This window comes from Cohnella sp. GbtcB17, from assembly GCF_019091135.1.
GTDB lineage: Bacteria > Bacillota > Bacilli > Paenibacillales > Paenibacillaceae > Cohnella.
On sequence record NZ_JAGXJW010000080.1, the window covers coordinates 1 to 25,074 of the forward strand.

Genomic DNA, 25,074 nt, shown 5'->3' on the forward strand with positions numbered 1-25,074 from the left:
GTCTGATCGATCTGGGGGAGTCGGGTGCGGCGGTCATCACGACGAGCGACAACAAACCGATCAGCCACGGGGCCCTGTTCGAGGACAAGGGCATCGACCTGGCGTTTCCCGGCGACTCTTACGCCATCAGCGGAAAAGGCAAGCACGCTTATCTGATCATGGGCGAAAAATCCAAGCTGGGCAATTTTAATCTTGTGGCGCTTGTTCCCGAAAATGAAATTCTGCAAAAGCTGCCGTATCTTCAACGCATATCTTCGATCATCACCATCGCAGCGGTGCTGTTCCTTCTCCTCTTCCTGGCGATGATGCGGAGCATTTTCCTGAACCCGGTCAAGCGGATCGTGATCGCCATGCGCAAGCTTCGCGACGGCAATTGGGAATCGAGGATCGAACAGAAGCCGACGTCCACCGAGTTTCAGATCGTGAACGAGACGTTTAACCGGATGATCGGCGAGATTCACGACCTGAAGATCAACGTGTACGAGGAAAAGCTGAACCATCAGCGCGCTGAGCTCAAGCATTTGCAGCTTCAGATCAACCCGCATTTTTTCCTGAACTCGCTTAACATCATCTACAATCTGGCGACGGTCAAAGATTTTTCCCTCATCCAGGAGATGACCAAGTGCCTTGTGTCCTACTTCCGCTTTATGTTCCGCAGCAGCTCCTATTTCGTGCCGCTTGGCGACGAGCTATCCCATACCGCCAACTATTTGCGGATTCAGCAGCTCCGGTTCCCCGACCTGCTGCACTACAGCGTCGACATGCCGGAAGATTTGCTCGCGCATGAGGTGCCGCCGCTCATCGTGCAGACGATGGTGGAGAATGCGATCAAGTATGCCGTGAATATGGACGAGCCGATCCGGATTTCTGTCGAGGTCGCGCAAGCGGAAGACGGAGAGGGCCATCCGCGGTTGGTCATTCATGTTAAGGACACCGGCCCCGGGTTCCCGGGCGAAGTGCTCGGCCGGCTCGCTTTAGACCCGGAACAAGCCGGGAGCGAGGGCGGCGAGCAAATCGGCATCTGGAATGCCAGAAGACGGCTGCGGCTGTTGTATCAGGATCGGGCGACGATCGATTTCTATAACGAAGCCGGCCATGGCGCGGTCGTGAAGATCGAGCTGCCGATGGATAAGAAAGCGGGGTGATTCGCGATGTACCATGTTCTAATCGTTGACGACGAGATTCATGCGGTGAGAGGCTTGCAGGCCGGCGTGATGTGGGAGCGTCTCGGTATCGGCTTCGTCCATACGGCGCACAGCATGAAGCAAGCCCAGGAGGTGTTCCGCGAACAGCCGGTCCACTTGATGGTTTGCGATATCGAGATGCCGCAGGGCTCCGGCCTGGAGCTGGTCGCCTGGGTCAAGGAACGTTATCCCGAGACGGAGACGATCTTTTTGACCTGCCACTCCGATTTTTCGTTCGCGAAGCAAGCGATCCAGATGAACAGCTTCGACTATATGCTCAAGCCGGTCGATTATGCGGAGCTCGAGACCGTCATCGGAAAAGCGCTCGGGAAAATGAAAAAGGAGAAGGAGCTGCGATCGTTCGAGGAGACCCATCACCATTACCGCAAGCTCTGGGAGTCCCATCAGCCTGTCGTGGCCGAACGGTTCTGGCAAGATCTCATTCACCGGAAAATCCCTGCCAACCCGCAGGCCGTGCAGGCGCATCTTCGCGCCGCCGGCTTAACGTTCGGCGAAGACGCGCTGTTCAGGCCGATGTACATTCGCGTGCAGCGCTGGCACAAGGAGCTGTCCGAACGGGATCGGCGGATCATGGAGTACGCGCTCCGCAACGTGCTGGAGGAAGTGATGAAGGAGGTTCCGGGAACCGCGGTCGTCCCGGTCGGGGAGGGGGCGCTGCTGACCGTCGTGCCCGTCGACCAGCCTGCCGAAGAGGCGGTGCTCCGCGAGAACGGTGACGCGTTCATCCGCAATTGCAACCAGTATCTGTTTTGCGATCTGAGCAGTTACGTCGGCGGCACGGTGCCGCTTCACGAATTGCCGGACATGCTGCGCAGACTGCAGGAGATGGACGACAACAATGTCACGCAGGTGAACCGCACGTTTATTTTGGGCGAGAAGCGCAAGGGGGCGTGTTCGACGCAGCCGGCGCCTTTGGCCGAGTGGGGCGAATGGATGAAGCAAGGCGCGCGGGACAAGCTGACCGAGCGCGTCGAGCGGTACCTGGAGGCGTGGAAGGAGACGGGCAGCGGCGTGGACGCGCACACCGTCCATTCGTTTTATCAAGACTTCCTTCAGATGGTGTTTTTCGTCCTGCAATCCAAAGGCCTGCAGGCCAATCAGGTATTCGCCCAGAACCTGCTGACGGACAGGCCGGAGTCGGTGCTTCGTTCGATTCGGGCTTTGCAGGAATGGACGCGGTACGTCATCGAAGTGGCGATGAACCATATCCATTCCATCGAAGAAAACCTGTCCGTCGTCGACAAAGCCAAGCGATACATCGCGCAGCAGCTCGGCCAGCAGGATCTGTCCCGCGAGGACATCGCGAACCATGTGTTCCTGAACCCCGACTACCTGACCCGCGTCTTCAAGAAGGAAACCGGGATGTCGCTGTCGGACTACCTGCAGCAGAAGCGGATCGATTATGCGAAGGAGTTGCTCGAGAGCACCGGGCAATCCGTCAGCGATATCGGGCTCGCGGCCGGTTACTCCAACCTGTCCTACTTCTCGACGATTTTCAAGAAAGCGACGGGCCTTAACCCGGTGGATTATCGCAAGCGCGCGCAGCGGCAATAGACCGGAAAGGGCCGTCAAGGAGCGGGTTTCGTTCCTCTGGCGGCCTTGCGTTTTTCCGTCCCCGACGAGGTCGGAATATCGAAAGTCGGAAGTCGTATTATTGGTAAGCGACCCGTCCCCGCTCCCTTTAGAATAAAGACATAACGAAGGACACGAAAGAAGGGGACAGCATTGACACGGACAGGATGGGCCTCGACGTTCAAAAAGCTCAAGCGCTATCGGGCATTGTTTCTCATGATGGTTCCCGGCCTCGCCTACCTGATCATGAACAACTACCTGCCGATGTTCGGCGTGATCATCGCCATCAAGGACATCAACTACGCCAAGGGCATCCTCGGCAGCGACTGGATCGGCTTCAAAAATTTCGAGTATTTGTTCATGACGAAGGATGCGCTCGTCATTACGCGGAACACCATCCTGTACAACGGTTCGTTCATCGTCCTCAATACGGTATTCGCCATCGGCGTCGCGATCCTGCTCAACGAAGTGCGCAGCAAGTTCGCAGCCCGCCTTTACCAGAGCGTCATCCTGCTGCCGTTCCTGATCTCGATGGTCATCGTCGGCTATCTCGTTCTCTCCATGCTGAGCGCTGAAAGCGGATACTTGAACCTGAATTTGCTGCCGATGCTCGGCATCGAACCGATCTCCTGGTATTTCGAACCGAAATATTGGCCCTACATCCTGACGATCGTTCAGCTCTGGAAGGGGACAGGCTACCTGTGCGTCATCTTCCTGGCGGCGATCATCGGCATCGACAACGAATACTACGAGGCGGCCACGATCGACGGCGCCAGCAAATGGCATCAGTTCCGCAGCATCACGGTGCCCCTCATCGCACCGACGATCACCATCATGACGCTGCTCGCCATCGGCCGCATTTTCTACTCGGACTTCGGCCTGTTCTATCAGGTGCCGCTGAACTCCGGCCCGCTTCAGCCGGTGACGGACGTCATCGACACCTACGTATACCGCGGCTTGATGACTCTCGGCGATATCGGCATGTCCTCCGCAGCGGGCCTTTACCAGTCGGTCGTCGGATTCGTCCTCGTGCTGCTCTCCAATTACATCGTCTCGAAGCGCAGCAAAGAGAACGCCTTGTTCTAAACCGAAAGGGGGGAAGCCGCCATGAAAACCAACGATATGAACCAGCCCGTCGTCCATGCGATATTCATTGTGCTCGCCGCCTTGTGCGTCATCCCGTTCCTGCTTCTCTTCATGTCGTCGATATCCTCGGAGAGCTCGATCGTCAATAACGGCTATTCGTTCTGGCCGAAGCAGTTCAGCCTGGAAGCTTATACCTATCTGTGGTCGCAAAAGCTGGCGATGTTCAATTCCTACGGCGTTACCATCCTGATCACGGTCATCGGCACCTTCGTCGGCCTGCTGATCAGCGCACTGCTCGCTTATCCGTTATCCCGGCAGGACCTGCCGATCCGCGGCTTTCTGAGCTTTCTCGTCTTTTTCACGCTGCTGTTCAACGGCGGCCTCGTGCCGACTTACCTGATCTACACGGAAGTGTTCCATATGAAAAATACGTTGATGGCCCTGATCGTGCCGGGGCTGCTGACGAACGGCTTTTTTATCCTGCTGATCCGCACGTTTTTCGCCAATTCGATCCCGGTGCAAATCATCGAATCGGCGTACATCGACGGCGCCTCCGAGTTCAAGATTTTCTATCGCATGGTACTGCCGCTGTCGCTTCCCATTCTGGCGACGATCGGCCTCATGCTGACGATCAACTACTGGAACGACTGGTTTAACGGCCTGGTCTACATCACGGAGCCGCAGCTGTTCAGCATTCAGAATCTGCTCAACCGGATGCTCTCCAACATTCAGTTCCTTCAGCAGAACAACCTCGGAGGGCAGAACATGGCGGTCAACCTGCCGATGAACGGCGTTCGCATGGCGATGGCCGTGGTGGGCATCCTACCGCTGATCCTGATTTATCCATTTTTCCAAAAATACTTCGTCAAGGGCCTTACGATCGGGGCCGTGAAGTAAGTGTAGTAAAGCGTCTTGGCAGCGCGGCCAGTCCCGGGCCATCAGGGCCGGTTGGTATAGATTGCAATCCGCAGTTCAATTCGATCTAGGGGGATCTCATATGCAAAATAAGTCGAAAGCCGTTCTTCTGCCCGCTGTCCTGCTTTCTATGTCCATGCTGGCTTCCGCCTGCGGCGGCTCGAACGATACCGGCGGCGCCTCCGCTCCGGCGTCCGGCGGCAGCTCGGCTCCGGCGTCGTCCGGCGCATCGTCGGGCGCATCGTCGAACGGCAAGGAGCTCCAGCTGACGCTCGCGTTCATGGGACTCGGGAACATGAAGGAAGTCGGTCTCGTCCAGGACGAGATCAGCAAGATTACCAAAGCGAAGATCAACGCGACGGTCAAGCTGATGCCGATCGACATCGGCGCATGGACGCAGCAAGTCAACCTGCTGCTCGCCGGCAACGAACCCCTCGACCTGCTCGTCACGTCCTCTTTCTTCAACTACAGCTCCCAGGTCGCCAAGGGACAATTGCTCCCGCTCGACGACTTGCTCGCCAAGTTCGCGCCGACCGTCAAGGACACGATGGAGCCGGCGATCTTTAACTCCACCAAGATTAACGGCAAGATGTACGGTGTGCCGAGCATCCGGGATACGGCGGCCGACCACGGCATCTCGGCCAGAAAAGACTTGATGGACAAATACAATCTGTCGTTCGATAACGTGAAGACGTACGCGGATCTCGATCCGATCTTCAAGACGATCAAGGACAACGAGCCGGGCGTCTACCCGCTCGTTCAGCGCAGCCAGACGAACGGCATCGCCAACGAGCTTGTCCGCGGATATACCGACTACCTGGGCGACACGCCGGGCGTACTCATCATCGCCAACCAGGATCTGAAAGTGGTAGACCTGTACGAAACGCAAATGTACAAGGACGCGCTGCAGCAAGCGCGCAAATGGTATCAGGCCGGCTACATCATGCCGGACGCGGCGACGACGCAGGAAGGCAACAACAGCCTGATCAAGGCGGGCAAAGGCTTCAGCTACCTGTCCAACATGAAGCCGGGCTTCGCGACCCAGGAGACGACGGTGAACGGCCGCGAGATGGTGACCGCGAGCTTCGTGCCGCCGATCTCCACGTCCGATTCCGGCACGGGCTTCATGCTCTCGATTCCGAAGAACACGCAGGACGCGGACCGCGCCGCGCAATTGCTCAACCTGCTTTATACCGACAAGGACGTCGCCAACCTGCTCGCGAACGGCGTCGAAGGCAAGCACTACGTCGATGCCGGCAACGGCCAGATCAAAGCGCCCGAAGGCGGCAGCAACTATGTCTTCAATCAGTGGGAAGTGGGCAACAACGCCCTGACCAAGGTGTGGCAGGGCATGGATACGGATATTTGGGCGCAAACGAAGGAATTCAACAAAAACTCGACCTTCTCTAAGGCGCTCGGCTTCTCGTTCGATTCGTCGCCGGTCAAGACCGAAGTCGCGGCCGTCACTAACGTGAACAACCAGTACAAGGCAGGCCTGGAATCGGGCACGATCGATCCGACCAAGCTGGACGAGTTCTTGAAGAAGCTCAAGGCTGCAGGCATGGACAAGATCATCGCGGAAAAACAAAAGCAGCTGGACGCGTGGGCGAAGGCGAACAACGTGTAGTAACCGGCTCTCGCAGTCAGTGTGATAGGCCCTTCTTCGAAACCCTGTTTCGGGGAAGGGCTTTCTCTTTTCTCTGTTCGTGGAAAGCTTGATCTCATCTGGAGGTGCGGGAATGGAAAGGGATATTCGAGGCTTGATCGCGCAAATGACGTTGGAGGAGAAGGCCGGCATATGCTCGGGCCTGGATTTTTGGCATATGAAAGGAGTCGAGCGTCTCGGCATTCCGTCGATCATGCTCACCGACGGTCCGCACGGGCTTCGCAAGCAAAAGGCGTCCGCCGATCACCTGGGGCTGTTCGACAGCGTCCCGGCGACTTGCTTTCCTTCGGCCGCGGGCCTCGCGAGCTCCTGGGACCGCGAGCTGATCCGCAAGGTCGGCGTCGCGCTCGGCGAAGAATGCCAGGCGGAGGACGTCGCGGTGCTGCTCGGACCGGGTGCCAACATCAAGCGTTCGCCGCTTTGCGGACGCAACTTCGAATACTTCTCCGAGGATCCTTTTTTGAGCTCCCGTATGGCCGCCAGCCATATCGAAGGCGTGCAGAGCCAGGGCGTCGGCACCTCGCTCAAGCATTTCGCGGCGAACAACCAGGAGCATCGCCGCATGACCGGCGATTCGGTCGTCCACGAGCGCACGCTGCGCGAGATTTACCTGGCGAGCTTTGAGTTCGCGGTCAAAGAGGCCCAGCCGTGGACCGTCATGTGTTCCTACAACAAGGTAAACGGCACGTACGCCTCCGAAAACGAATATTTGCTGACCGACATTCTGAAGGACGAGTGGGGCCACGAGGGCTTCGTCGTCTCGGACTGGGGCGCCGTCAACGAGCGCGAGGCCGGTCTGGCCGCGGGCCTGGAGCTGGAGATGCCGGCAAGCGGAGGCGCGGGCGACCGCAGTATCGTCGAGGCGGTGCGCGGCGGCAAGCTGCTGGAGGAGAAGCTCGACCGCGCGGTCGAACGGCTGCTCAGGATCGTGTTCATGGCCGCGGACCATAAGAAAGAAGGCGCGACATACGACGCCGAGGCGCATCACGCGTTGGCCCGCGAAGTCGCGCGCGAGAGCATGGTGCTGCTCAAAAACGAAGGCGGCATCCTGCCGCTGCGCAAGGACGGGAAGTTGGCCGTCATCGGCGAGCTGGCAGCAAAGCCGCGTTATCAAGGCGGGGGCAGCTCCCATATCAAGCCGACGAAGCTGGAGGACATTCGCGAGGAGCTCGCGAGGTCCGCGGGCGAAGGCGCGCGGATCGCGTATGCGCAAGGCTACGACCTGCAGTCTGACGCTTTGGATGCGGCGCTCGTGGAGGAAGCGAAGCGGGCGGCCGCGGATGCCGAGGTCGCGGTTATCTTCGCAGGACTGCCGGACCGCTACGAATCCGAAGGCTTCGACCGGACACATCTGCGGCTGCCGGACAACCAGGTCGCGCTCATCCGCGCGGTCGCCGAGGCGCAGCCGAACGTCGTCGTCGTCCTGAGCAACGGCGCGCCGGTCGAGATGCCCTGGCTCGGCAGCGCGAAGGGGCTGCTGGAAGCCTATCTCGGCGGCCAGGCGCTCGGCGGCGCGATCGCGGACCTGCTGTTCGGCGACGCCAATCCGAGCGGCAAGCTGGCGGAGACGTTCCCGCTGCGCCTTGCGCACAACCCGTCGCAGCTTAACTTCCCGGGCGAAGGTGACCGCGTCGAATACAAGGAAGGCTTGTTCGTCGGCTATCGCTACTACGACGCGAAGGAGATCGAGCCGCTGTTCCCGTTCGGATACGGGCTTAGCTATTCGACGTTCGAATACGGGAACCTCGCCGTTGGGAAGCCGGCGATCCGCGATGACGAGACGGTGACGGTGACCGTGGACGTCACGAATACGGGCTCGCGCGCGGGCAAGGAGATCGTGCAGCTGTACGTGCGGGACGTGCAAAGTACCGTGATTAGGCCTTTTAAGGAGCTGAAAGGGTTCGCCAAGGTCGAGCTGCAGCCGGGAGAGACGAAGGCCGTCTCCTTTACGCTGGATCGACGCGCCTTCGCCTACTACAACGTCGATTTGAAGGACTGGCATGTGGAATCGGGTGAATTTGAAATTCTCGTCGGCCGCTCGTCGCGGGATATCGCGGTATCGGGCACGATCGCGGTCGAGTCGACCGTCGTCCTGCAGCCTATTTTCCACCGGAACAGCACGGTCGGCGATCTGATGGGCGATCCGGCGGCGCAGGCGCTCGTGATGGACTGGATCGGCAAGACGCCATTCGGCGCCATGGCCGCCGATCCCGACGGCGAAAGCGCCGAGATGATGCAGGCGATGATGAAATACCTGCCGCTGCGCGGTCTCGTCGGCTTCAGCGGCGGCGCGCTCGGCGAGGACGATCTGGACGGCTTGCTTAAGCGGCTGAACGCGAGGGAGTCTTTGATAACTCCATAGACGGACGGGGATTGGACGGCGTGCCGCGGCTGCAAGCGATAAAAGCGCGGCTACAGAAGGTTGCGGGGGCTTGTGGTGGGCTGTAAGCGAGAAAAGCAACGTTACAGCGCCGGGCCGCGGCTGCAAGCGATAAAAGCGCGGCTACAGAAGGGCGCGGGGGCTATTGGCGGGCAGTAAGCGAGAAAAGCAACGTTACAGCGCCGGGCCGCGGTTGCAAGCGAGAAAAGCGCGGCTACAGAAGGGCGCGGGGGCTGGCGGTGGGCTTTAAGCGAGAAAAGCGACGTTACAGCGCCTGGCCGCGGCTGCAAGCGATAAAAACGCGGTTACAGAAGGGCGCGGGGGCCGGAGGTGGGCAGTAAGCGAGAAAAGCAACGTTACAGCGCCGGGCCGCGGCTGCAAGCGATAAAAGCGCGGCTACAGCAGGGTGCGGGGGCTGGTGGCGGGCTGTAAGCGAGAAAAACAACGTTACAGCGGCGTGCCGCGGCTGCAAGCGATAAAAGCGCGGCTACAGAAGGGATTGGCGGCTGGTGGCGGGCTGTAAGCGAGAAAAGCAACGCTATAGCGCCGGGCCGCGGCTGCAAGCGATAAAAGCGCGGCTACAGCAGGGCGCGGGGGCTAATGGTGGGCTGTAAGCGAGAAAAGCAACGCTACAGAGCCGGGCTGCGGCTGCAAGCGATAAAAGCGCGGCTACAGCAGGGTGCGGGGGCTGGTGGCGGGCTGTAAGCGAGAAAAACAACGTTACAGCGGCGGGCCGCGGCTGCAAGCGATAAAAGCGCGGCTACAGAAGGGCGCGGGGGCTAGCGGTGGGCAGTAAGCGAGAAAAGCAACGTTACAGAGCCGGGCTGAGGCTCCAAGCAGCAAGAAAGGTACAGCCCTCTAGCTTCCGCAGGGCTGTACCTTTCGCTTCAAGCGAGCTTTCTAGCGGTGCTGCTTGCGCAGCCGGCATATTAGCGAACGCCGCCGTTCGCCGCCTCCAGCGCTGCCGGATCCGGGGAGCGGGAGGATCCCCGCGTGATCAGCTGCGTGTCCACGAGCACCTTCGAGCCGACGAGCGAGCCGGATTCGATCGCATCGACGATCATGTCCACGGCGAGGCGGGCCATCCGTTCCTTTTCCACGTGCACGGTCGTCAGCTCGGGAGAGACGATGAGCGCTTCGGAGATGTTGTCGAAGCCGACCACGGAGACGTCCTCGGGCACGCGATAGCCCAGCTCGACGAGCGACTTGATGGCGCTGATCGCGATGTAGTCGCATTCGCAGAAGAAGGCCGTCGGCATCGGGCGCCCCGATTCCCGGTAAGCCGACAACCGCTTTTTCAGCGCGTCCTGGGACGAGAGGATGGTGGGCGCCACCGAGAATGCATGCTCCGGCGACAGCTCGCGCCCGTTCTCCTGCAGCGCCTGCATAAAGCCCGTGCGGCGGTCGTCGAAGTTGCGGATGCGGATATCGGAAGCGATGTAGCCGATGTCGCGGTGACCGAGCTTGCACAGATGCTGCCCCGCCTGATACGCGCCCATCACGTTGTTGATCTGGATAAAAGGAATCGGGAGCGTCTCGAAGCAGGTGTCCAGCACGACTAGCGGGCCGTTCAGCCGCTCGGCGACCTGCGCGAGCATCGCTTTGTTCAGGTTCGTGCCCAGCAGAATGACGCCGTCCGCGCGTTTGTCCTCGGCGATCGCCCGAATGCCGTCTTCGAATGCCGACATATCCACGGAGGAGAACAGCAGGGAATAGCCGCTCGCGCGGCATCGTTCCTCGATATAGTGGATCAGCTCCCGGAAAAAGGGCTGCTGGTAATATTGCTCCAGGACGATGCCGGAGTTAGCGAAGACAAGGAACGTGATCGAAGCGGTCTGCGGCTCGCGGGCCGGGGTTCGCGACTTCGGCTGGTAGCCGTTCTCTCTGGCGATTTGAAGGATCCGGTCCCGCGTCTCCGGGCCGATGCCCCCTTTCCCGTTGAGCGCCAGCGATACGGCGGCTTTGGATACGCCGGCAAGCCTGGCGATGTCTTCCATCTTCATGAAAAAAATCTCCATTCGTTCTGTTTAGTAAGTTTAGTTTAATGTCGATTCCTTTAAGAAGCAAGGGATATCGAGTTTGTTTAGTTAATTTAGTTCAGTTATCGACTAAATAAGATCATTTATTTACTTAAAATGCATTGACCGACGGATGTTCCGGTGATAAATTGAACTCATGTAGTTAAACGACCTCCATACAGTTTAGTTAGTTTACTGAAAAGGGAGACTGCACACATGAGTAAATTAAAGCTGGGCTACGCCCCGACCCGACGTTTCGTATTTAGCGCTGAAGACGCTTTCCGCTACAAGGTTCTAATCAAGGAAAAGATCGAAAGCTTCGGCCTCGACATCGACATCGTCGATCTGGAAGGGCTCAACCAAGAGGGGCTGCTCTACGACGACCACATCAACGCGGACCTGATCGCCGACCGGTTCAAGCAGGAAAAAGTGGACGCCGTGTTTTTCCCGCACTGCAACTTCGGCACGGAGGATACGGTGGCGCGCGTCGGCAAGGCGCTCGGCAAGCCCGTCCTGCTGTGGGGTCCCCGCGACGAGGCGCCGCTCGAGGACGGCATGCGCCTGCGCGACACGCAGTGCGGCTTGTTCGCCACCGGCAAGATTTTGCGCCGCTTCAACGTTCCTTTCACCTATGTTACGAACAGCCGGGTGAACGATCCCGTATTCGAGCGAGGCTTCACGAACTTCGTCGCCGCCGCGAACGTGGTCAGAAAATTCCGCAGCCTGCGGATCCTGCAGATCGGCCCGCGCCCGGCTTCGTTCTGGACGATGATGTGCAACGAAGGAGAGCTGCTGGAACGGTTCGGCATCGAGATCCATCCGATCACGCTGGTCGATATCCAGCGCGCTTCGCAGAAAATCGAGAAGGGCAGCAGCTCGGAGCTGGCGGAAGCGATCGACTACATTAAAGCCAAGCTGGACTGGTCCGAAGTGACCGAAGCGGACGTCCGCCGGATCGCCGCCCTGAAGGTCGCGATGAAGCAGTACGCCTTGAACACCGGCAGCACGGCGATCGCGATCCAATGCTGGTCGTCCCTGCAGGACGCCATGGGAATCATGCCTTGCCTCGCCAACGCGATTCTGACCGACGAGCAGATCCCGGTCACCTGCGAGACCGACATTCACGGCGCGATTACCTCCGTCATGGTTCAAGCGGCGACGATGAACCAGCACCCGACGTTTTTCGCCGATCTGACCGTGCGTCATCCCGACAACCCCAACGGTGAGCTGCTGTTCCACTGCGGCAACTTCCCCGTCTCCCTGACCGTCGAAGACAAACCGAAGCTGCGCAAGCACTTCCTGTTCGACGACCATTCGCCGGGCACGCACGAAGGCGAGATCAAGGGCGGCGACATGACGCTGGCGCGCTTCGACGGCGACCATGGCGAGTACCAGCTGTTCCTTGGCAAAGCCCGCGGCATTCAAGGCCCGTATACGCGCGGCTCGTACGTCTGGGTGGAAGTGAACGACTGGCCGCTGTGGGAAGAGAAGCTGGTCAAAGGCCCTTATGTCCATCATTCCGTAGGCATTCACGCGAACGCGATTCCGGCGCTGTACGAGGCGTGCAATTATATCCCGGGGCTGACCCCGGATGCGGTCGATCCGACCGAACGCGAGATTCAGGCCTGGCTTCGCGGCGCGGGACTGTGATTCAAAGGAGGCACTCATCCATGGAAACGACGGCACTCAAGGCGAAAGCCGCGCAGATCCGCATGGACCTGCTGAAGATGATTCACGGCGCCAAGACGGGACATACGGGCGGCTCGCTCAGCAATACCGACATTTTGACGGCGCTCTACTATCGCATTATGAAGATCGATCCCGCGAATCCGAAGTGGGACGGGCGCGACCGGTTCATCGCGAGCAAGGGGCATTCGGTCGAATCCCTTTGGTGCATCCTCGGCGACCTCGGCTTTTTCCCCAAGGAAGAGCTGAAGACGTTCAGCCAGTTCGGCACGCGGCTGATCGGGCATCCGAACAACAAGGTGCCGGGCATCGAAATGAATACGGGCGCGCTGGGCCACGGACTGGCCATCGGCGTCGGCATGGCGCTCGCGGCGAAGCGGGACGGCAGGGACTATCGGGTGTTCTGCCTGATGGGCGACGGCGAACAGGCGGAAGGCTCCGTGTGGGAAGCCGCGATGGCGGGCCCGCACTACAAGCTGGATAACCTGGTCGCCATCATCGACCGCAACCGGCTCCAGATCAGCGGATCGACCGAGGAAGTGATGGGCCTCGAGCCGCTCGAGGAAAAGTGGGCGGCCTTCGGCTGGAACGTCGTATCCATCGACGGCAACGACATGGAGCAGCTGGTGCACGCCTTCGAGGCGGCACCATCGATCCCCGGCAAGCCGACGCTGGTCATGGCGAACACGGTCAAAGGCAAGGGCGTGTCTTTCGCCGAAAACGTGGCGCACTGGCACCATCACGTGCCGAACGACGAGCAGCTGGCGTTGGCGCTAGCCGAGCTGTCCGCCGCAATCGAGAGCTACGAGCAGGAAGGGCTGGTGCGTTAACATGGCGAATACGATACCGAACCGTCAGGTCATCTGCGATACGCTGCTGGAGCTGGCCAAGGACGACCGCGACATTATGGTGCTCGCCAGCGACTCGCGCGGATCGGCCGCCATGGCGCCTTTTGCCAAGGCGTATCCGGACCAATTCGTCGAAGTCGGCATCGCCGAGCAGAACATCGTCGGCATTTCCGCGGGCCTCGCCCATAGCGGCAAAAAGCCGTTTGTCACCTCGCCGGCATGCTTCCTCAGCATGCGCAGCATCGAGCAGATCAAGGTGGACGTCGCTTATTCGGCTACGAACGTGAAGCTGGTCGGCATCAGCGGGGGCGTCAGCTACGGCGCGCTCGGCATGTCCCACCATTCGGTGCAAGATCTGGCCGTGTCGCGGGCGATCCCCGGGCTTTCCGTCATCCTGCCGGCCGACCGGCACGAGACGAAGCGCATGACCGAAGCGCTCGTGAAGCACGAGGGCGGCGCCTACATTCGCATCGGCCGCAATCCGGTCGAGGACGTCTACGAGAGCGACGACTACGAATTCGTGATCGGCAAAGCCGTCACCCTGCGCGAAGGCGGCGACCTGACGATCATCGCGGCCGGCGAGACCGTCCGCATCGCGCTGGACGCCCATGAGGCGCTGAAGGAAGCGGGGGTGTCCTGCCGCGTGATCAACATGCATACGATCAAGCCGCTGGACGAGGAAGCGGTCGTCAAGACCGCCGCGGAGACGGGACATATCATCACCGTCGAGGAGCACAGCATTCATGGCGGCCTCGGCGCCGCGGTGGCCGAGGTCGTCGTACAGCACAAGCCCGTGCCGATGCGCATCCTCGGCATCCCGGACGAGCCGGCGATCGCAGGCAAGAGCGCAGAGGTATTCGAACACTACGGCATCAGCGCCGGCAATATCAAAAAGATCGCCCTCGATCTGCTGGGCAGATAAGGACGGCCGTTCATGGAAAAGTATATTCTGGCGGTCGACCAGAGCACGGCGGGCACGAAGGCTTTGCTCGTCGACCGGTCCGGCCGGGTCGTCGCGAAGAGCAGCGCGGAGCACCGGCAAATGTATCCGAAGCCGGGGTGGGTGGAGCACGATCCGCTCGAGATTTACGACAACGTGAAGCGGACGGTGCGCGAAGCGCTGAAGCTGGCGGGCATCGAGCCCGCCGCTTTGGCCGCGCTCGCGATCACGAACCAGCGGGAGACGGCCGTCGTCTGGGATCGCGAGACCGGCCTTCCCGTCTACAACGCGATCGTTTGGCAATGCCAGCGTACGGCCGACCGGTGCGAGGCGCTGCGAGAGGACGGACATGAACGGACGGTGCGGTCCAAGACCGGACTGATGCTCGATCCGTACTTCTCCGCCGCCAAGTGGGATTGGATGCTGACCCATGTTGAAAGCGCTCAACCGCTGCTGGCGCAAGGCCGCCTGCTCGCCGGCACGATCGACAGCTGGCTCATCTGGAAGCTTACCGGCGGGAAAACGCATGCGACCGACTACACGAACGCGAGCCGGACTTCCCTGTTTAATATCCATACGCTGGACTGGGACGACGAGCTGTGCGGACTGTTCGGCGTGCCGCGGGCGTTGCTGCCCGAGATCAAGTTCTCGGACGAATCGTTCGGCTTCACGGACGACCCGGACCTGTTCCCCGAGCGAATCCCCGTATCCGGCGTCATCGGGGATTCCCAAGGCGCCCTGTTCGGGCAGCTGTGCCTTGAGCCGGGCATGGCGAAGGCGACCTACGGCACGGGAACCTCGGTGCTCATGAACACCGGCGAACGCCCCGTCGTATCGGATAACGGGTTGGTGACGGCCATCGCCTGGGGAAAAGGCGGTAAGGTCACCTACGCGCTCGAGGCCGTGATCCGCAGCTCCGGCGACAGCGTCAAGTGGGTCAGGGACAATCTCGGACTGTTCGATTCGTTCGAGGAGCTGGACGCGATGCTGAGGCAGACGCCGGACAACGAAGGCGTCTACCTCGTGCCTGCATTCGTCGGGCTGGGCGCCCCCAATTGGGATCCGTACGCAAGGGCCGCGATCGTCGGCATGAGCCGGGCGACCGGCAAGGGCCATATCGTCCGCGCGGCTGTCGAGAGCATCGCGTACCAGGTGCTGGACGCGGCGGAATTAATGGCGCGCGAGACGGGCATCCCGCTGAAGAAGCTGCATGCGGACGGCGGTGCCTCCGGCAACCCGCTGCTCATGCAGTTCCAGGCCGACCTGCTGAATCTGGCCGTGTCGCGGTCCGCGGTCGCCGAGCTGTCGGCGATGGGCGCCGTCTATATGGCAGGTCTCGGCGTCGGCTACTGGGCATCGCTGGACGAGATCGCGCGCTTCGGCGCCGCCGGGCAGCCATACGCTCCGGCCATGGGCGCTGCCGAGCGCGAGCGATTGTACGCAGGGTGGCAAAAAGCGGCGGCTTCGGTGCTAAGCGCCCCTATCAAACCAAACGCCTTGGAGGAGGTCAACCGAGTATGACATATACCGAAAAGACCCGCATCGGCATTATCTTCAAAAATGAAGCGGCCCGTGCCGTTCTGTTTCGCAGGCTGCCGGATTGGCAAGCCTCGCCGCCCCACATGCTGTCGCTCTTCAAAAGCCTGACGCTGGAAAAGGTGTACGCCTTCCGCCAGGAACAACTGGGCGAGCCGAATTGGATCGCCGAGACGCTGGCGGAGCTGGCCGCCGTCGCGTCCGATACCTCCGCCATGGCGGAGGCGGATGCCGAAGTCGCCCCGTCCGCCGAATACGAGCCGGCTGACGTCCTCGATGGTTCCGCGGCGGTGCAGGCGCCGGACGAGGCCGAGCAGTGGGGCGTTTACGAGATCGAGCTGAAGGGACCGCGCCACGGCAATCCGTTCACGGACGTCGAGCTGGCGGCCGAGTTCTCGAACGGCGGCAAAAGCGTGCGCATGGCCGGCTTCTACGACGGCGACGGCGTCTACCGCATCCGCTTCATGCCGGACGCGCAGGGCGCGTGGACGTACCGGACGGCCAGCAACGCCCGTTCCCTGAACGGCATCGAAGGCGCGTTCCGTGTCTTGCCTCCGTCTGCCGGCAACCATGGCCCGGTCCGCGTGAAGGACACGTACCATTTTGCCTACGAAGACGGCACTTCTTATATCCCGGTCGGCACCACCTGTTATGCATGGACGCACCAGGGAGAAGCGTTGGAGGCGCAGACGCTAGAGACGCTTAAGGCTTCCCCGTTCAACAAAATGCGCATGTGCGTGTTTCCGAAATCGTACCTGTTCAACGAGAACGAGCCTGTCTACGATCCGTTCGAGGGCTCCCTTGCGCAAGGTTGGGATTTCACGCGGTTCAACCCGGCGTTTTTCCGTCACCTGGAGAATCGGATCGCCGATCTGGGCAAGCTGGGCATCGAAGCGGACTTGATTCTTTTCCACGCATACGACCGCTGGGGCTACTCGGAGATGAGCCCTGCGGCAGACGATCGGTACCTTCGCTATGTCACGGCCCGCCTGTCTGCTTATCGCAACGTGTGGTGGTCGCTGGCGAACGAGTACGATCTCATGTGGAACAAGGAGCCGGCCGACTGGGAACGCTTCGCGGAGATCGTCACGACGAACGATCCGGCGGGGCATCTCATTTCCAATCACAACTGCTTCGCCTTCTACGACTACAGCAAGCCTTGGGTCACGCATTGCAGCATCCAGCGGGTCGACGTGTACAAGACGTCCGAGGCGACGACCGAGTGGCGGGAGCAGTGGAAAAAGCCGATCGTCATCGACGAGTGCGCCTACGAAGGAGACATCGACCAGGGCTGGGGCAACATCACCGGCGAAGAAATGACGCGCCGCTTCTGGGAAGGCGCGGTCCGCGGGGGATATGTGGGACACGGGGAAACGTACCTCAATCCCGAAGAGGTGCTGTGGTGGTCCAAAGGCGGCAAGCTGACGGGCACGAGTCCCGACCGGATCGCCTTCCTACGCCGCATCGTCGAGGAGAGCCCGGGCGGCGTGCTGAACCCGCTGCCGTCCGATTGGGACGTGCCGTGCGCCGGCGTGAAGGACGAATATTACCTGTATTATTTCGGCTTCAACCAGCCCCGGTTTCGGAACTTCAGCCGCAAGCCGGGCACGAAGTATGTCGTTGACGTCATCGATACCTGGAACATGACGGTCGAGCGGCTCGAAGGGACGTACGAGGGCGCATTTCGCGTCGAGCTGCCGGGCAAGCAGTTCATGGCCGTCAGGCTGACCAAGGCGGAATAGCGCGCGGGAGAGGGGGAGGCCCGGATGGGAAGCATCTATTACACGATTACGGAGATTACGGATTACGGCCCGTTTATTACGAAGCTCGTGCTGCCGATGCGGGCCGTGGTGAAGGCGGAAGCGGTCAAGCCGTCCTGCTTTAGCGTTTACGTGGAACGGAAGGACAAACAAGGCGAGGTGCTCCTGCTTCCCAAGAGCTGGACCGAGCCGGAGCTTCAGATACCGAGCAAAGGCTACGGCACGATTGTGGACGCTTATCCTTCCTCGATCGCCGGCGTGCGCGCCGAAGAAGGGACGTTCGTGACGCTCGAGATGAAGCACGGGCCGCTCGATCCTTTGGCCGCATCCATCGCTCCATTAAATGGCATGAACGAATATATCGTCAGCGATTACCGGATTATGCAGATCGCCGAGATCCGGTCGGCGGAAGGCGAATCGCTGTCGGGCTGCGTGTTTGACCGGTGCGCGGGGAATACCGCGAAGCAGGCGGAGAAGTTCCTTCAGGGGATCTCCTCCTATCAGGCGGAGCCGCTGAAGTACGGCTACTTCGTGCCGCAGACCGGCCGCGGCAAACGGCCGCTCCTCATCTGGCTGCACGGCGGCGGGGAAGGCGGGACGGATCCGGCCATCGCCTATACGGGCAACAATGTGGTTAACTTGGCCGGCGTCGACATTCAGACCAAGCTAGGCGGCGCGTTCGTGCTGGTGCCGCAGGCGCCGACCTTCTGGCTTGACGACGGCAGCGGGCAATACGGCCGGACGGGCCAGTCGAAGTACGTGCAGGCGTTAAAAGCGCTGATCGACGAATTCGTCGCCCTCAACGAAGCCGCGATCGACACGGACCGGATTTATATCGGCGGCTGCTCCAACGGCGGATTCATGACGATGCGGATGGTGCTGGATTACCCGGCGTACTTCGCGGCCGCTTTCCCGGTTTGCGAGGCGCTGTACGACGAAGTCATCGGCGACGCGGACATCGAGCGAATCAAGCACCTGCCGATCTGGCTGACGCATGCCAAGGACGATTCGATCGTGAGGCCGGAAGAGACGGCAGTGCCGACCTACGAGCGCTTGATCAAGGCCGGCGCGAAGGACGTGCATTTCTCGTATTTGGACCGGGTCGTCGATCTCCATGGCCGGTTCGCCGACGAGCGGGGAGCGCCGTTTGTCTATCACGGACATTTCTCGTGGATTTACGCGCTGAACGACGACTGCCGCCTGGACTACGACGGGCAGCCTGTAGCGGTTAATGGCAGGGAAGTGTCGCTGATGGAATGGCTGGCTTTGCAGAAAAAATAGCCGATCGGTCGATCGGCCGTCTAAAATAAACAAATATAGCTGGATGCAAGCTCGATCAAGGCGGCCCGCGTTTTCAAAAGCGCGGGCTTTTGGCCGTCTATGTACAGCTGCAGGGCTGCGCGAACGAGCCGGCAATGAAAGCTCCCGCGGTCGCCGAGCGCGCGCTCAAGCGCGATATCGTCGCGGCAATCGGTATGTACGACTTTGCGCAAGCGGTACGACCAGGTCACCCAATCAGCGGGCATCTCCCGCGCCTCGAGCACGAGCTCGGCGGCCAGCGGCCCGGCGTCCGTCGCGAGCAGCAGGTGGACGCGGCAGTCGGCGCGCAGATTGTCGTCGATTGGCAATATAAAGAGTTCTAGTCTTCGAATCCTTATCGAGGGCAATCGGTTCGTCGATAGAGGCAGCGGCTCGAGCGTTTGCGCGGTCATTTGCACGGACATCGTACAAGATCTCTCCCTTACACTTGCGAGGTTAAAGGTCGGATGCGGGCGAGAGCGCCGCTCTTCGCCGCATCGGCTTGCCCTCTATCATATGCCTATCGCGAAGCGCTGTAAAATGCGGCAAGCGCGGGAAGCATCTCCCTGCGGGCAAATTCGACAGCGGCGGTCATCCGCAATCTCGCAAACGATGCCTTTTGCGATGAAGCTCGCCGGCGCTCGTCCGCGCTTACGCGCGCATCGAATCAATCCCGCGACCTGAACCGATAGCCGACCCCCGGCTCCGTCAAAATAAACTGGGGCCGGGTCGAATCCGCCTCCAGCTTCTTGCGCAGGTGTCCGATGTACACGCGCAGATAGTGGCTGTCGGACTCGCTGAATGCGTCGCCCCACACCTGCTGCAGCAGCTGCCGCTGGGTGACGACCTTACCGGCGCTTGTCGCGAGTACTCTAAGCAGCTCGTATTCGGTCGGCGTCAGCTTGACCCGCTCGCCGTCCAGCTCCACGACGCGATGCACGAGATCGATCGAGAGCGCGTCGAATGTCAGCGTCGGTTCGTTGGCCGAATCGGACGCATGCCGCAGCGCCACCCGGATTCGCGCGACCAGCTCGCCCATGCCGAACGGCTTGGTCACATAATCGTCGGCGCCGCCGTCGAGCGCGACGATCTTGTCTTCCTCCCGGTCCCTGGCCGTCAGCACGATGACCGGCGCGCGCGACCAGGCCCGGATGCGGCTCAGCACTTCAAGCCCGTGCAGATCGGGCAGCCCCAGGTTGTGCACGATCAGGTCGGGACGGACCTTGATCGCCTGCCGCACGCCATCCTCGCCGGTCGCCGCCTCGTGAATGCCGAAGCGGTACGCCTGCAGCGTCACGCGCAGCAGCTTGCGGATTTGCGGTTCGTCGTCCACGATCAATATTTTTGCGACTTGCTCATTCATCCCCATCCCGCTCCGTTCCATGGTCATACGGCTGCTCCCGCGGCTCGTCCGCCGCGCTTAGCGGCAAGGCGATCGTCACGACCGTCCCCTGCGGCTCGTTCCGCCTGGCCGAGATCGTGCCGCCGTGCAGCTCCACGATGCCTTTGCAGATCGCAAGCCCCAGCCCCGTGCCGGTGATCTGCCTGGTCGCGTCCGCGCGGTAAAATTTCTCGAATATCCGCCGGTATTCGTCGTCCGCGAGACCGATCCCCCGATCGGCAACGGCGATGAGGAGCCGGTCCGCGCCGGTCGATACGGCGATGTCGATCTCGCTGCCATCCGGGCTGTACTTGACGGCGTTGCTGAGCACGTTCACCAGCGCCTGCTCCAGCAGCACATCGTCCCCGCGCACGAACGGGACTTCGCCGGGCAGGCTGACTCGCAGCTTGCGGTTCCCCTGAAAGTCTTTGATCTGCGCCAGCGCCACCCCGATCAAATCTTCGGCATCGCACCAGTTCTGCCGCAGGCGCAGCATTCCGCTCTCCAGCTGCACCATGCTGAGCAGATTTCTCACGAGCCGGTTCATCCGTTGCGCGCCCTCGCGAATATTGACGAGCAGTTCCTTGCGATCCTCGGCTGTAAACGGCGCATCGTCCGCGGTCAGCACGGTTGCCGAACCGATGATGGCGGCCAGCGGCGTCCGCAGCTCATGCGAGACGGAGTCGAGTATGGCCGTGCGCAGGCGCTCGGATTCCGCCGTCAGATGGGCGAGCTTGGCCTCCTCGGCCAGCTTCGCGCGGGCGATCGCGCCCGCCGCGAGGCCGCCGAGCGCCTCGAGCATCTGCAACTGCCCGGCGGTCAGACCGCTTCTGCGCGCCTTCGGATTGAGCGCGAGCACGCCGTATACGCGGTCCTCGGCGCGCAGCGGCAAGTAGCAGCCGGGCGCGTCCCGCAGCGTATGCGAGCCGTAGCCGACCGCTTCGCCGTGATCGAAGGCGAGCCTGGCGGTCGCCTTTTCCGCATCGCCTTCGCCCCAGTCGCCTGCACCGCGCTCGCCGTCCGCGCCGGAGCGGTGCGCGAGCGCCAGATGTCCTTGCTCGTCCGGCAAGTAGACGACGGCTTCGGCGTCCATCGAGCGTGCCGCCTCGCGCGAGACGCTGTCCAGCAGGGCGCCAACGTCGGCGATCTCGCTCATCTGCCGGCTCAGCGCGTACAGGGCGGCCGTGTGCGCTTCCCTCTGCTTCGCATACGCGAGCTGCTGCTTGAGCCGCGAAGCGAGGCTGGCGGTCAGCGCGGCGACGGCCACGTAGACGGCGAACGACACCAGATAACGCAGGTCCGCGACCGTGAAGCTACGCTCCGGCGGAACGAAGAAAAAATCGAAAGCCAATATCGCGAGCACCGCCGCATAGATCGCGGGGCGAAGGCCCCACCAGACGGCGCTGACGAGCATCGGAAACAAATAAAGGAGCGCAATGTTCACCCGGTCCAAAGCGAAGGTGAGCGGCTGCAAGGCGATCGTCATGAACGCGATCAGCAGCGTGATGCCCGCGTAGGCCTTCCAGGGCGCCCGCATGGCTTGGGACATCTGCACGATTTTCACTCTCCGGCTGCCCGGTTATCGGCGTCTTTTTACTTAAGGTTACTGTAAATAAGGGAGAAAATAAACCGCGAGGCGGCGTAAAAATCCTATAAAAATCATAGAGAATCGGAACGAGATCGAGATAATGGACGGATACGGGAGCGTTCCGCTATTTTTATTTTCCAATCCGACGATTTCTAACGAATTCCGTCCAATTCGAATTTTGGCTTTATTTACAGTATAGCCGGCCGGGCGTAAGATACGTGCATGAACGACGCCTCGCCAACGTCTGGCGCGGCGATCGATCGTCCGGAATCGTCTGGAGGAAAGAAGGGATCGGACAGCAGCATTTCATTCGTTAGACGCTGAATCTTGGCACGAACAAGAGCGGGGGAACCGACCGGAGCCTCAATCGGCTCCACGGGGTGAATCGCCGGGCACGCATCCGTGCCGGGCGTAGGGCGACTCTCGCGCCCGAATCCGACAGCTAACCTCGCAAGCGTATGGGAGAGGCAACACTTGTCGCGTACGACGTTAAGACATCCTGTCTTGATCGGGAAGCCGCGGCGAAGGTTCCTCCTTTGCCGGGCTTCTTTTTTGTTGTCTTTTTCCGCTGTTCGGAGAAGGAAGGTCGAATGAATCACAAGGAGCGTGTTACCTCATGATGGACGTTTGGATGACGACCGCGCTGCTCGCCGCCTTCGCGCTGGTCGTCGGATTCGTATACTGGTGCGACCGATCGATCGACGAGGCAGGGAGAGAGGGCGCATGACGATCGTGCTTGTTTTCACCGGCCTGCTGCTGATCTACCTCGTGTACGCGCTGCTTCACCCGGAAAAATTTTAACGACGCGCCTCGCAAGCGCCGCCTGAGCTTAAGGAGGAACGGCCATGGATGTATTGCAAATCGCCATCGTGATCGGCGTGCTCGTGCTGATCGCCCGACCGCTTGGAAACTATGTCTATCACGTCTTTTCGAACGAGGCGAACCGGACCGACAGGCTGTTCGGCTGGGTCGAGAAGCCGATCTTCGCGGTCATCGGCCTGCGGCATCGCACCGGGATGACCTGGAAACGGTACGCGCTCAGCTTCGTCGTCGTCAACTTCGCGCTCGTGGCGATCAGCTACGTCCTGCTGCGCGCGCAGAGCGGGCTGCCACTCAATCCGAACGGCATCGGCGGCATGGAGCCGACGCTGGTGCTGAATACGGTCATCAGCTTCATTACGAATACGAATCTGCAGCACTACAGTGGAGAGACGGGACTGTCTTACTTTTCGCAAATGGCCGTCATCATGATGATGATGTTCACGTCCGCGGCGACTGGCTTCTCGGTAGCGGTGGCCTTCGTCAGAGGCATTACCAGCAAGGGCAAGACACTGGGCAACTTTTTCGAAGACTTCGTCAAGGCGCACACCCGCATTTTTTTCCCGCTGGCCCTCGTGGTGACGTTGGTCTTGGTCGCGCTGCAGGTGCCGCAGACGCTCGATCCGACGCTGTCGGTGACGACGCTTCAAGGGACCGCGCAGCAGATCGCGATCGGGCCGGTCGCTTCGCTGGAGGCGATCAAGCATCTGGGCACGAACGGCGGCGGCTTTTTCGGCGCGAACTCCGCGCATCCGTTCGAGAATCCGAACGGGCTGACGAATGTGATCGAGATTTTGTCGATGTGGGCGTTGCCCGCGTCGCTGCCCTTCATGTACGGCCGTTTCGCGAAAAACCGCAAGCACGGCTGGGTCATATTTTCCGCGATGATGGCGCTGTTCCTCGTATTCCTCGCGGTGGCCTACACGGCGGAGAAGAGCGGCAATCCGGCGCTTGAGGCGCTCGGCATCGACGCTTCGCAGGGCAGCATGGAGGGCAAGGAAGTGCGCTTCGGCATCGCCCAGTCCGCGCTGTTCACGACGGTGACCGCGGCTGCGACGACGGGCACGGTCAACAACATGCACGATACGCTGACCCCGCTGGGCGGCCTGGTGCCGCTCGCCGAGATGATGCTGAACGTCGTCTTCGGCGGCAAGGGCGTGGGGCTGGTCAACATGCTGATGTACGCGATGCTCGCCGTGTTCATCTGCGGGCTGATGGTCGGCCGGACGCCGGAATTTCTCGGTCGCAAGCTCGAGCCGCGGGAGATGAAGCTGATCGCGGTCGCCATTCTGGCGCATCCGTTCATTATATTGGCGCCGACGGCGATCGCCTTTCTGACCGATCTCGGCCAAGGCTCGATATCGAATCCGGGCTTTCATGGCATCTCGCAGGTGCTGTACGAATATACGTCGTCGGCCGCGAACAACGGCTCAGGCTTCGAGGGCCTCGCGGACAATACCCCGTTCTGGAACATCACGACCGGCCTGGTCATGTTTTTCGGACGCTACGTCTCGATGATCGCGCTTCTCGCCGTCGCCGGATCGATGGCGCGCAAGCAATGGGTGCCCGAGACGATCGGCACGTTCCGCACGGACAATGCGCTGTTCGCCGTTCTGCTGGTCGGCACGGTCATTCTGATCGGCGCGCTGACCTTCCTGCCCGCGATCGTGCTCGGACCGGTCGCGGAGCATCTGACCATTCGCCAATAAGAGACGGAGTGAGCTGTCGTGAACGAAAAACGAAAAAAGAGTCTGTTTTCCGGACCGCTGGTCGCCGGAGCCCTGAAGGCGAGCGTGATCAAGCTGAATCCGGCGGTCATGATGAAAAATCCGGTCATGTTCGTCGTCGAGGTCGGCACGGCGATCGTGCTGCTGATGACGCTTGCGCCCGGCTACTTCGACGCGCAGGACCGCATCGGCTTTAACCTGACCGTGTTCCTCATCCTGCTGTTCACGCTGCTGTTCGCGAACTTCGCCGAAGCACTCGCGGAGGGCAGGGGCAAGGCGCAGGCCGACACCCTGAAGCGGACGAAAAAGGAAATTACGGCGAACAAGCTCGTAAACGGCGGCGCCGCGGTGAAGACCGTGCCCTCCACCGAGCTGCGCAAGGGCGATATCGTCGTCGTGTCGCAGGGCGAGATGATCCCCGGCGACGGAGAGGTCGTCGAGGGGCTGGCCTCCGTCGACGAATCGGCGATTACCGGCGAATCCGCACCGGTCATCAAGGAAGCGGGCGGCGACTTCAATTCGGTCACGGGCGGCACGCGTGTCGTCAGCGACCGGATCAAGGTGAGGATCACGAGCGATCCCGGCGAGACGTTCATCGACCGGATGATCGCGCTGGAAAAGCCGGATGCCGTCATCGTGACGAGCGTT

The 25,074-nt window shown here is 61.0% G+C and carries 19 protein-coding genes and 1 riboswitch; of the genes, 15 read left to right on the plus strand and 4 right to left on the minus strand.

The window, feature by feature from the left end:
• From KVT38_RS30090 to KVT38_RS30115, 6 genes are all read left to right on the plus strand, one after another.
• On the plus strand, nucleotides 1-1,145 hold a 1,145-nt coding region (locus KVT38_RS30090; protein ID WP_217597450.1), incomplete at its 5' end, for a sensor histidine kinase.
• 6 nt (nucleotides 1,146-1,151) lie between these two features.
• Nucleotides 1,152-2,759, plus strand: a complete 1,608-nt coding sequence (locus tag KVT38_RS30095) for a response regulator transcription factor (protein WP_217597451.1) — start codon at nucleotides 1,152-1,154, stop codon at nucleotides 2,757-2,759.
• Between the two features lie 234 nt (nucleotides 2,760-2,993).
• Nucleotides 2,994-3,863 carry an ABC transporter permease gene (locus KVT38_RS30100; RefSeq protein ID WP_217597465.1) on the plus strand — a complete coding sequence of 290 codons (870 nt, stop codon included), beginning with the start codon at nucleotides 2,994-2,996 and terminating at the stop codon, nucleotides 3,861-3,863.
• A gap of 21 nt (nucleotides 3,864-3,884) precedes the next feature.
• Nucleotides 3,885-4,760: a carbohydrate ABC transporter permease gene (locus tag KVT38_RS30105; RefSeq protein ID WP_217597452.1), complete on the plus strand. Its 876-nt coding sequence runs from the start codon at nucleotides 3,885-3,887 to the stop codon at nucleotides 4,758-4,760.
• Between the two features lie 100 nt (nucleotides 4,761-4,860).
• Entirely contained in the window at nucleotides 4,861-6,405 is a 1,545-nt protein-coding gene (locus tag KVT38_RS30110; protein ID WP_217597453.1) for an ABC transporter substrate-binding protein, read from the plus strand.
• A gap of 112 nt (nucleotides 6,406-6,517) precedes the next feature.
• Entirely contained in the window at nucleotides 6,518-8,806 is a 2,289-nt protein-coding gene (locus tag KVT38_RS30115) for a beta-glucosidase family protein (protein ID WP_217597454.1), read from the plus strand.
• Between the two features lie 947 nt (nucleotides 8,807-9,753).
• On the opposite strand, the gene KVT38_RS30120 is transcribed toward KVT38_RS30115, so the two are convergent.
• A complete protein-coding gene (locus tag KVT38_RS30120) occupies nucleotides 9,754-10,827 on the minus strand; it encodes a LacI family DNA-binding transcriptional regulator (protein WP_217597455.1) in 1,074 nt (357 codons plus the stop codon).
• Between the two features lie 231 nt (nucleotides 10,828-11,058).
• Here KVT38_RS30120 and KVT38_RS30125 point away from each other — a divergent pair, with 231 nt between their 5' ends.
• Genes KVT38_RS30125 through KVT38_RS30150 form a run of 6 tightly spaced genes read left to right on the plus strand, consistent with a single transcriptional unit; the run spans nucleotide 11,059 to nucleotide 18,893 of the window.
• The gene (locus KVT38_RS30125) at nucleotides 11,059-12,492 is read left to right on the plus strand and encodes an L-fucose/L-arabinose isomerase family protein (RefSeq protein ID WP_217597456.1); all 1,434 of its coding nucleotides are present in this window, start codon (nucleotides 11,059-11,061) and stop codon (nucleotides 12,490-12,492) included.
• A gap of 20 nt (nucleotides 12,493-12,512) precedes the next feature.
• Entirely contained in the window at nucleotides 12,513-13,358 is an 846-nt protein-coding gene (locus tag KVT38_RS30130; protein ID WP_217597457.1) for a transketolase, read from the plus strand.
• A gap of 1 nt (nucleotide 13,359) precedes the next feature.
• Nucleotides 13,360-14,298: a transketolase family protein gene (locus KVT38_RS30135; RefSeq protein ID WP_217597458.1), complete on the plus strand. Its 939-nt coding sequence runs from the start codon at nucleotides 13,360-13,362 to the stop codon at nucleotides 14,296-14,298.
• Between the two features lie 12 nt (nucleotides 14,299-14,310).
• Nucleotides 14,311-15,837, plus strand: coding sequence for a glycerol kinase GlpK (gene glpK, locus KVT38_RS30140; protein WP_217597459.1), 1,527 nt, complete (start codon nucleotides 14,311-14,313; stop codon nucleotides 15,835-15,837).
• Nucleotides 15,834-17,594: a DUF5605 domain-containing protein gene (locus KVT38_RS30145; RefSeq protein WP_217597460.1), complete on the plus strand. Its 1,761-nt coding sequence runs from the start codon at nucleotides 15,834-15,836 to the stop codon at nucleotides 17,592-17,594. The genes glpK and KVT38_RS30145 overlap by 4 nt, the downstream gene beginning before the upstream one ends.
• Before the next feature lie 24 nt (nucleotides 17,595-17,618).
• Nucleotides 17,619-18,893: a prolyl oligopeptidase family serine peptidase gene (locus KVT38_RS30150; protein WP_217597461.1), complete on the plus strand. Its 1,275-nt coding sequence runs from the start codon at nucleotides 17,619-17,621 to the stop codon at nucleotides 18,891-18,893.
• A 20-nt stretch (nucleotides 18,894-18,913) separates the two neighbouring features.
• On the opposite strand, the gene KVT38_RS30155 is transcribed toward KVT38_RS30150, so the two are convergent.
• The 3 genes from KVT38_RS30155 to KVT38_RS30165 form a co-directional block, all read right to left on the minus strand.
• Nucleotides 18,914-19,336, minus strand: a complete 423-nt coding sequence (locus KVT38_RS30155) for a hypothetical protein (RefSeq protein WP_217597462.1) — start codon at nucleotides 19,334-19,336, stop codon at nucleotides 18,914-18,916.
• 242 nt (nucleotides 19,337-19,578) lie between these two features.
• Nucleotides 19,579-20,280, minus strand: a complete 702-nt coding sequence (locus KVT38_RS30160) for a response regulator (protein WP_217597466.1) — start codon at nucleotides 20,278-20,280, stop codon at nucleotides 19,579-19,581.
• Nucleotides 20,267-21,841 carry an ATP-binding protein gene (locus tag KVT38_RS30165; protein WP_217597467.1) on the minus strand — a complete coding sequence of 525 codons (1,575 nt, stop codon included), beginning with the start codon at nucleotides 21,839-21,841 and terminating at the stop codon, nucleotides 20,267-20,269. The genes KVT38_RS30160 and KVT38_RS30165 overlap by 14 nt, the downstream gene beginning before the upstream one ends.
• A 347-nt stretch (nucleotides 21,842-22,188) precedes the next feature.
• Nucleotides 22,189-22,352: riboswitch (cyclic di-AMP (ydaO/yuaA leader) on the plus strand.
• A gap of 251 nt (nucleotides 22,353-22,603) precedes the next feature.
• Between KVT38_RS30165 and kdpF the strand changes: the two genes are divergently transcribed.
• The 3 genes from kdpF to KVT38_RS30180 form a co-directional block, all read left to right on the plus strand.
• A complete protein-coding gene (gene kdpF / locus KVT38_RS35660; protein ID WP_368859185.1) occupies nucleotides 22,604-22,681 on the plus strand; it encodes a K(+)-transporting ATPase subunit F in 78 nt (25 codons plus the stop codon).
• Between the two features lie 44 nt (nucleotides 22,682-22,725).
• A complete protein-coding gene (gene kdpA / locus KVT38_RS30175; RefSeq protein ID WP_217597464.1) occupies nucleotides 22,726-24,408 on the plus strand; it encodes a potassium-transporting ATPase subunit KdpA in 1,683 nt (560 codons plus the stop codon).
• 18 nt (nucleotides 24,409-24,426) lie between these two features.
• Nucleotides 24,427-25,074: P-type ATPase actuator domain-containing protein (locus tag KVT38_RS30180; protein ID WP_483298205.1), on the plus strand; the 648-nt coding region annotated here is incomplete at its 3' end.

Coding starts and splice junctions, on each gene's coding strand:
- KVT38_RS30095 (WP_217597451.1), top strand. CDS start 1,152: ATGTACCATGTTCTAATCGTTGACGACGAGATTCATGCGGTGAGAGGC.
- KVT38_RS30100 (WP_217597465.1), top strand. CDS start 2,994: ATGATGGTTCCCGGCCTCGCCTACCTGATCATGAACAACTACCTGCCG.
- KVT38_RS30105 (WP_217597452.1), top strand. CDS start 3,885: ATGAAAACCAACGATATGAACCAGCCCGTCGTCCATGCGATATTCATT.
- KVT38_RS30110 (WP_217597453.1), top strand. CDS start 4,861: ATGCAAAATAAGTCGAAAGCCGTTCTTCTGCCCGCTGTCCTGCTTTCT.
- KVT38_RS30115 (WP_217597454.1), top strand. CDS start 6,518: ATGGAAAGGGATATTCGAGGCTTGATCGCGCAAATGACGTTGGAGGAG.
- KVT38_RS30120 (WP_217597455.1), bottom strand. CDS start 10,827: ATGAAGATGGAAGACATCGCCAGGCTTGCCGGCGTATCCAAAGCCGCC.
- KVT38_RS30125 (WP_217597456.1), top strand. CDS start 11,059: ATGAGTAAATTAAAGCTGGGCTACGCCCCGACCCGACGTTTCGTATTT.
- KVT38_RS30130 (WP_217597457.1), top strand. CDS start 12,513: ATGGAAACGACGGCACTCAAGGCGAAAGCCGCGCAGATCCGCATGGAC.
- KVT38_RS30135 (WP_217597458.1), top strand. CDS start 13,360: ATGGCGAATACGATACCGAACCGTCAGGTCATCTGCGATACGCTGCTG.
- glpK (WP_217597459.1), top strand. CDS start 14,311: ATGGAAAAGTATATTCTGGCGGTCGACCAGAGCACGGCGGGCACGAAG.
- KVT38_RS30145 (WP_217597460.1), top strand. CDS start 15,834: ATGACATATACCGAAAAGACCCGCATCGGCATTATCTTCAAAAATGAA.
- KVT38_RS30150 (WP_217597461.1), top strand. CDS start 17,619: ATGGGAAGCATCTATTACACGATTACGGAGATTACGGATTACGGCCCG.
- KVT38_RS30155 (WP_217597462.1), bottom strand. CDS start 19,336: ATGTCCGTGCAAATGACCGCGCAAACGCTCGAGCCGCTGCCTCTATCG.
- KVT38_RS30160 (WP_217597466.1), bottom strand. CDS start 20,280: ATGGGGATGAATGAGCAAGTCGCAAAAATATTGATCGTGGACGACGAA.
- KVT38_RS30165 (WP_217597467.1), bottom strand. CDS start 21,841: ATGTCCCAAGCCATGCGGGCGCCCTGGAAGGCCTACGCGGGCATCACG.
- kdpF (WP_368859185.1), top strand. CDS start 22,604: ATGACGATCGTGCTTGTTTTCACCGGCCTGCTGCTGATCTACCTCGTG.
- kdpA (WP_217597464.1), top strand. CDS start 22,726: ATGGATGTATTGCAAATCGCCATCGTGATCGGCGTGCTCGTGCTGATC.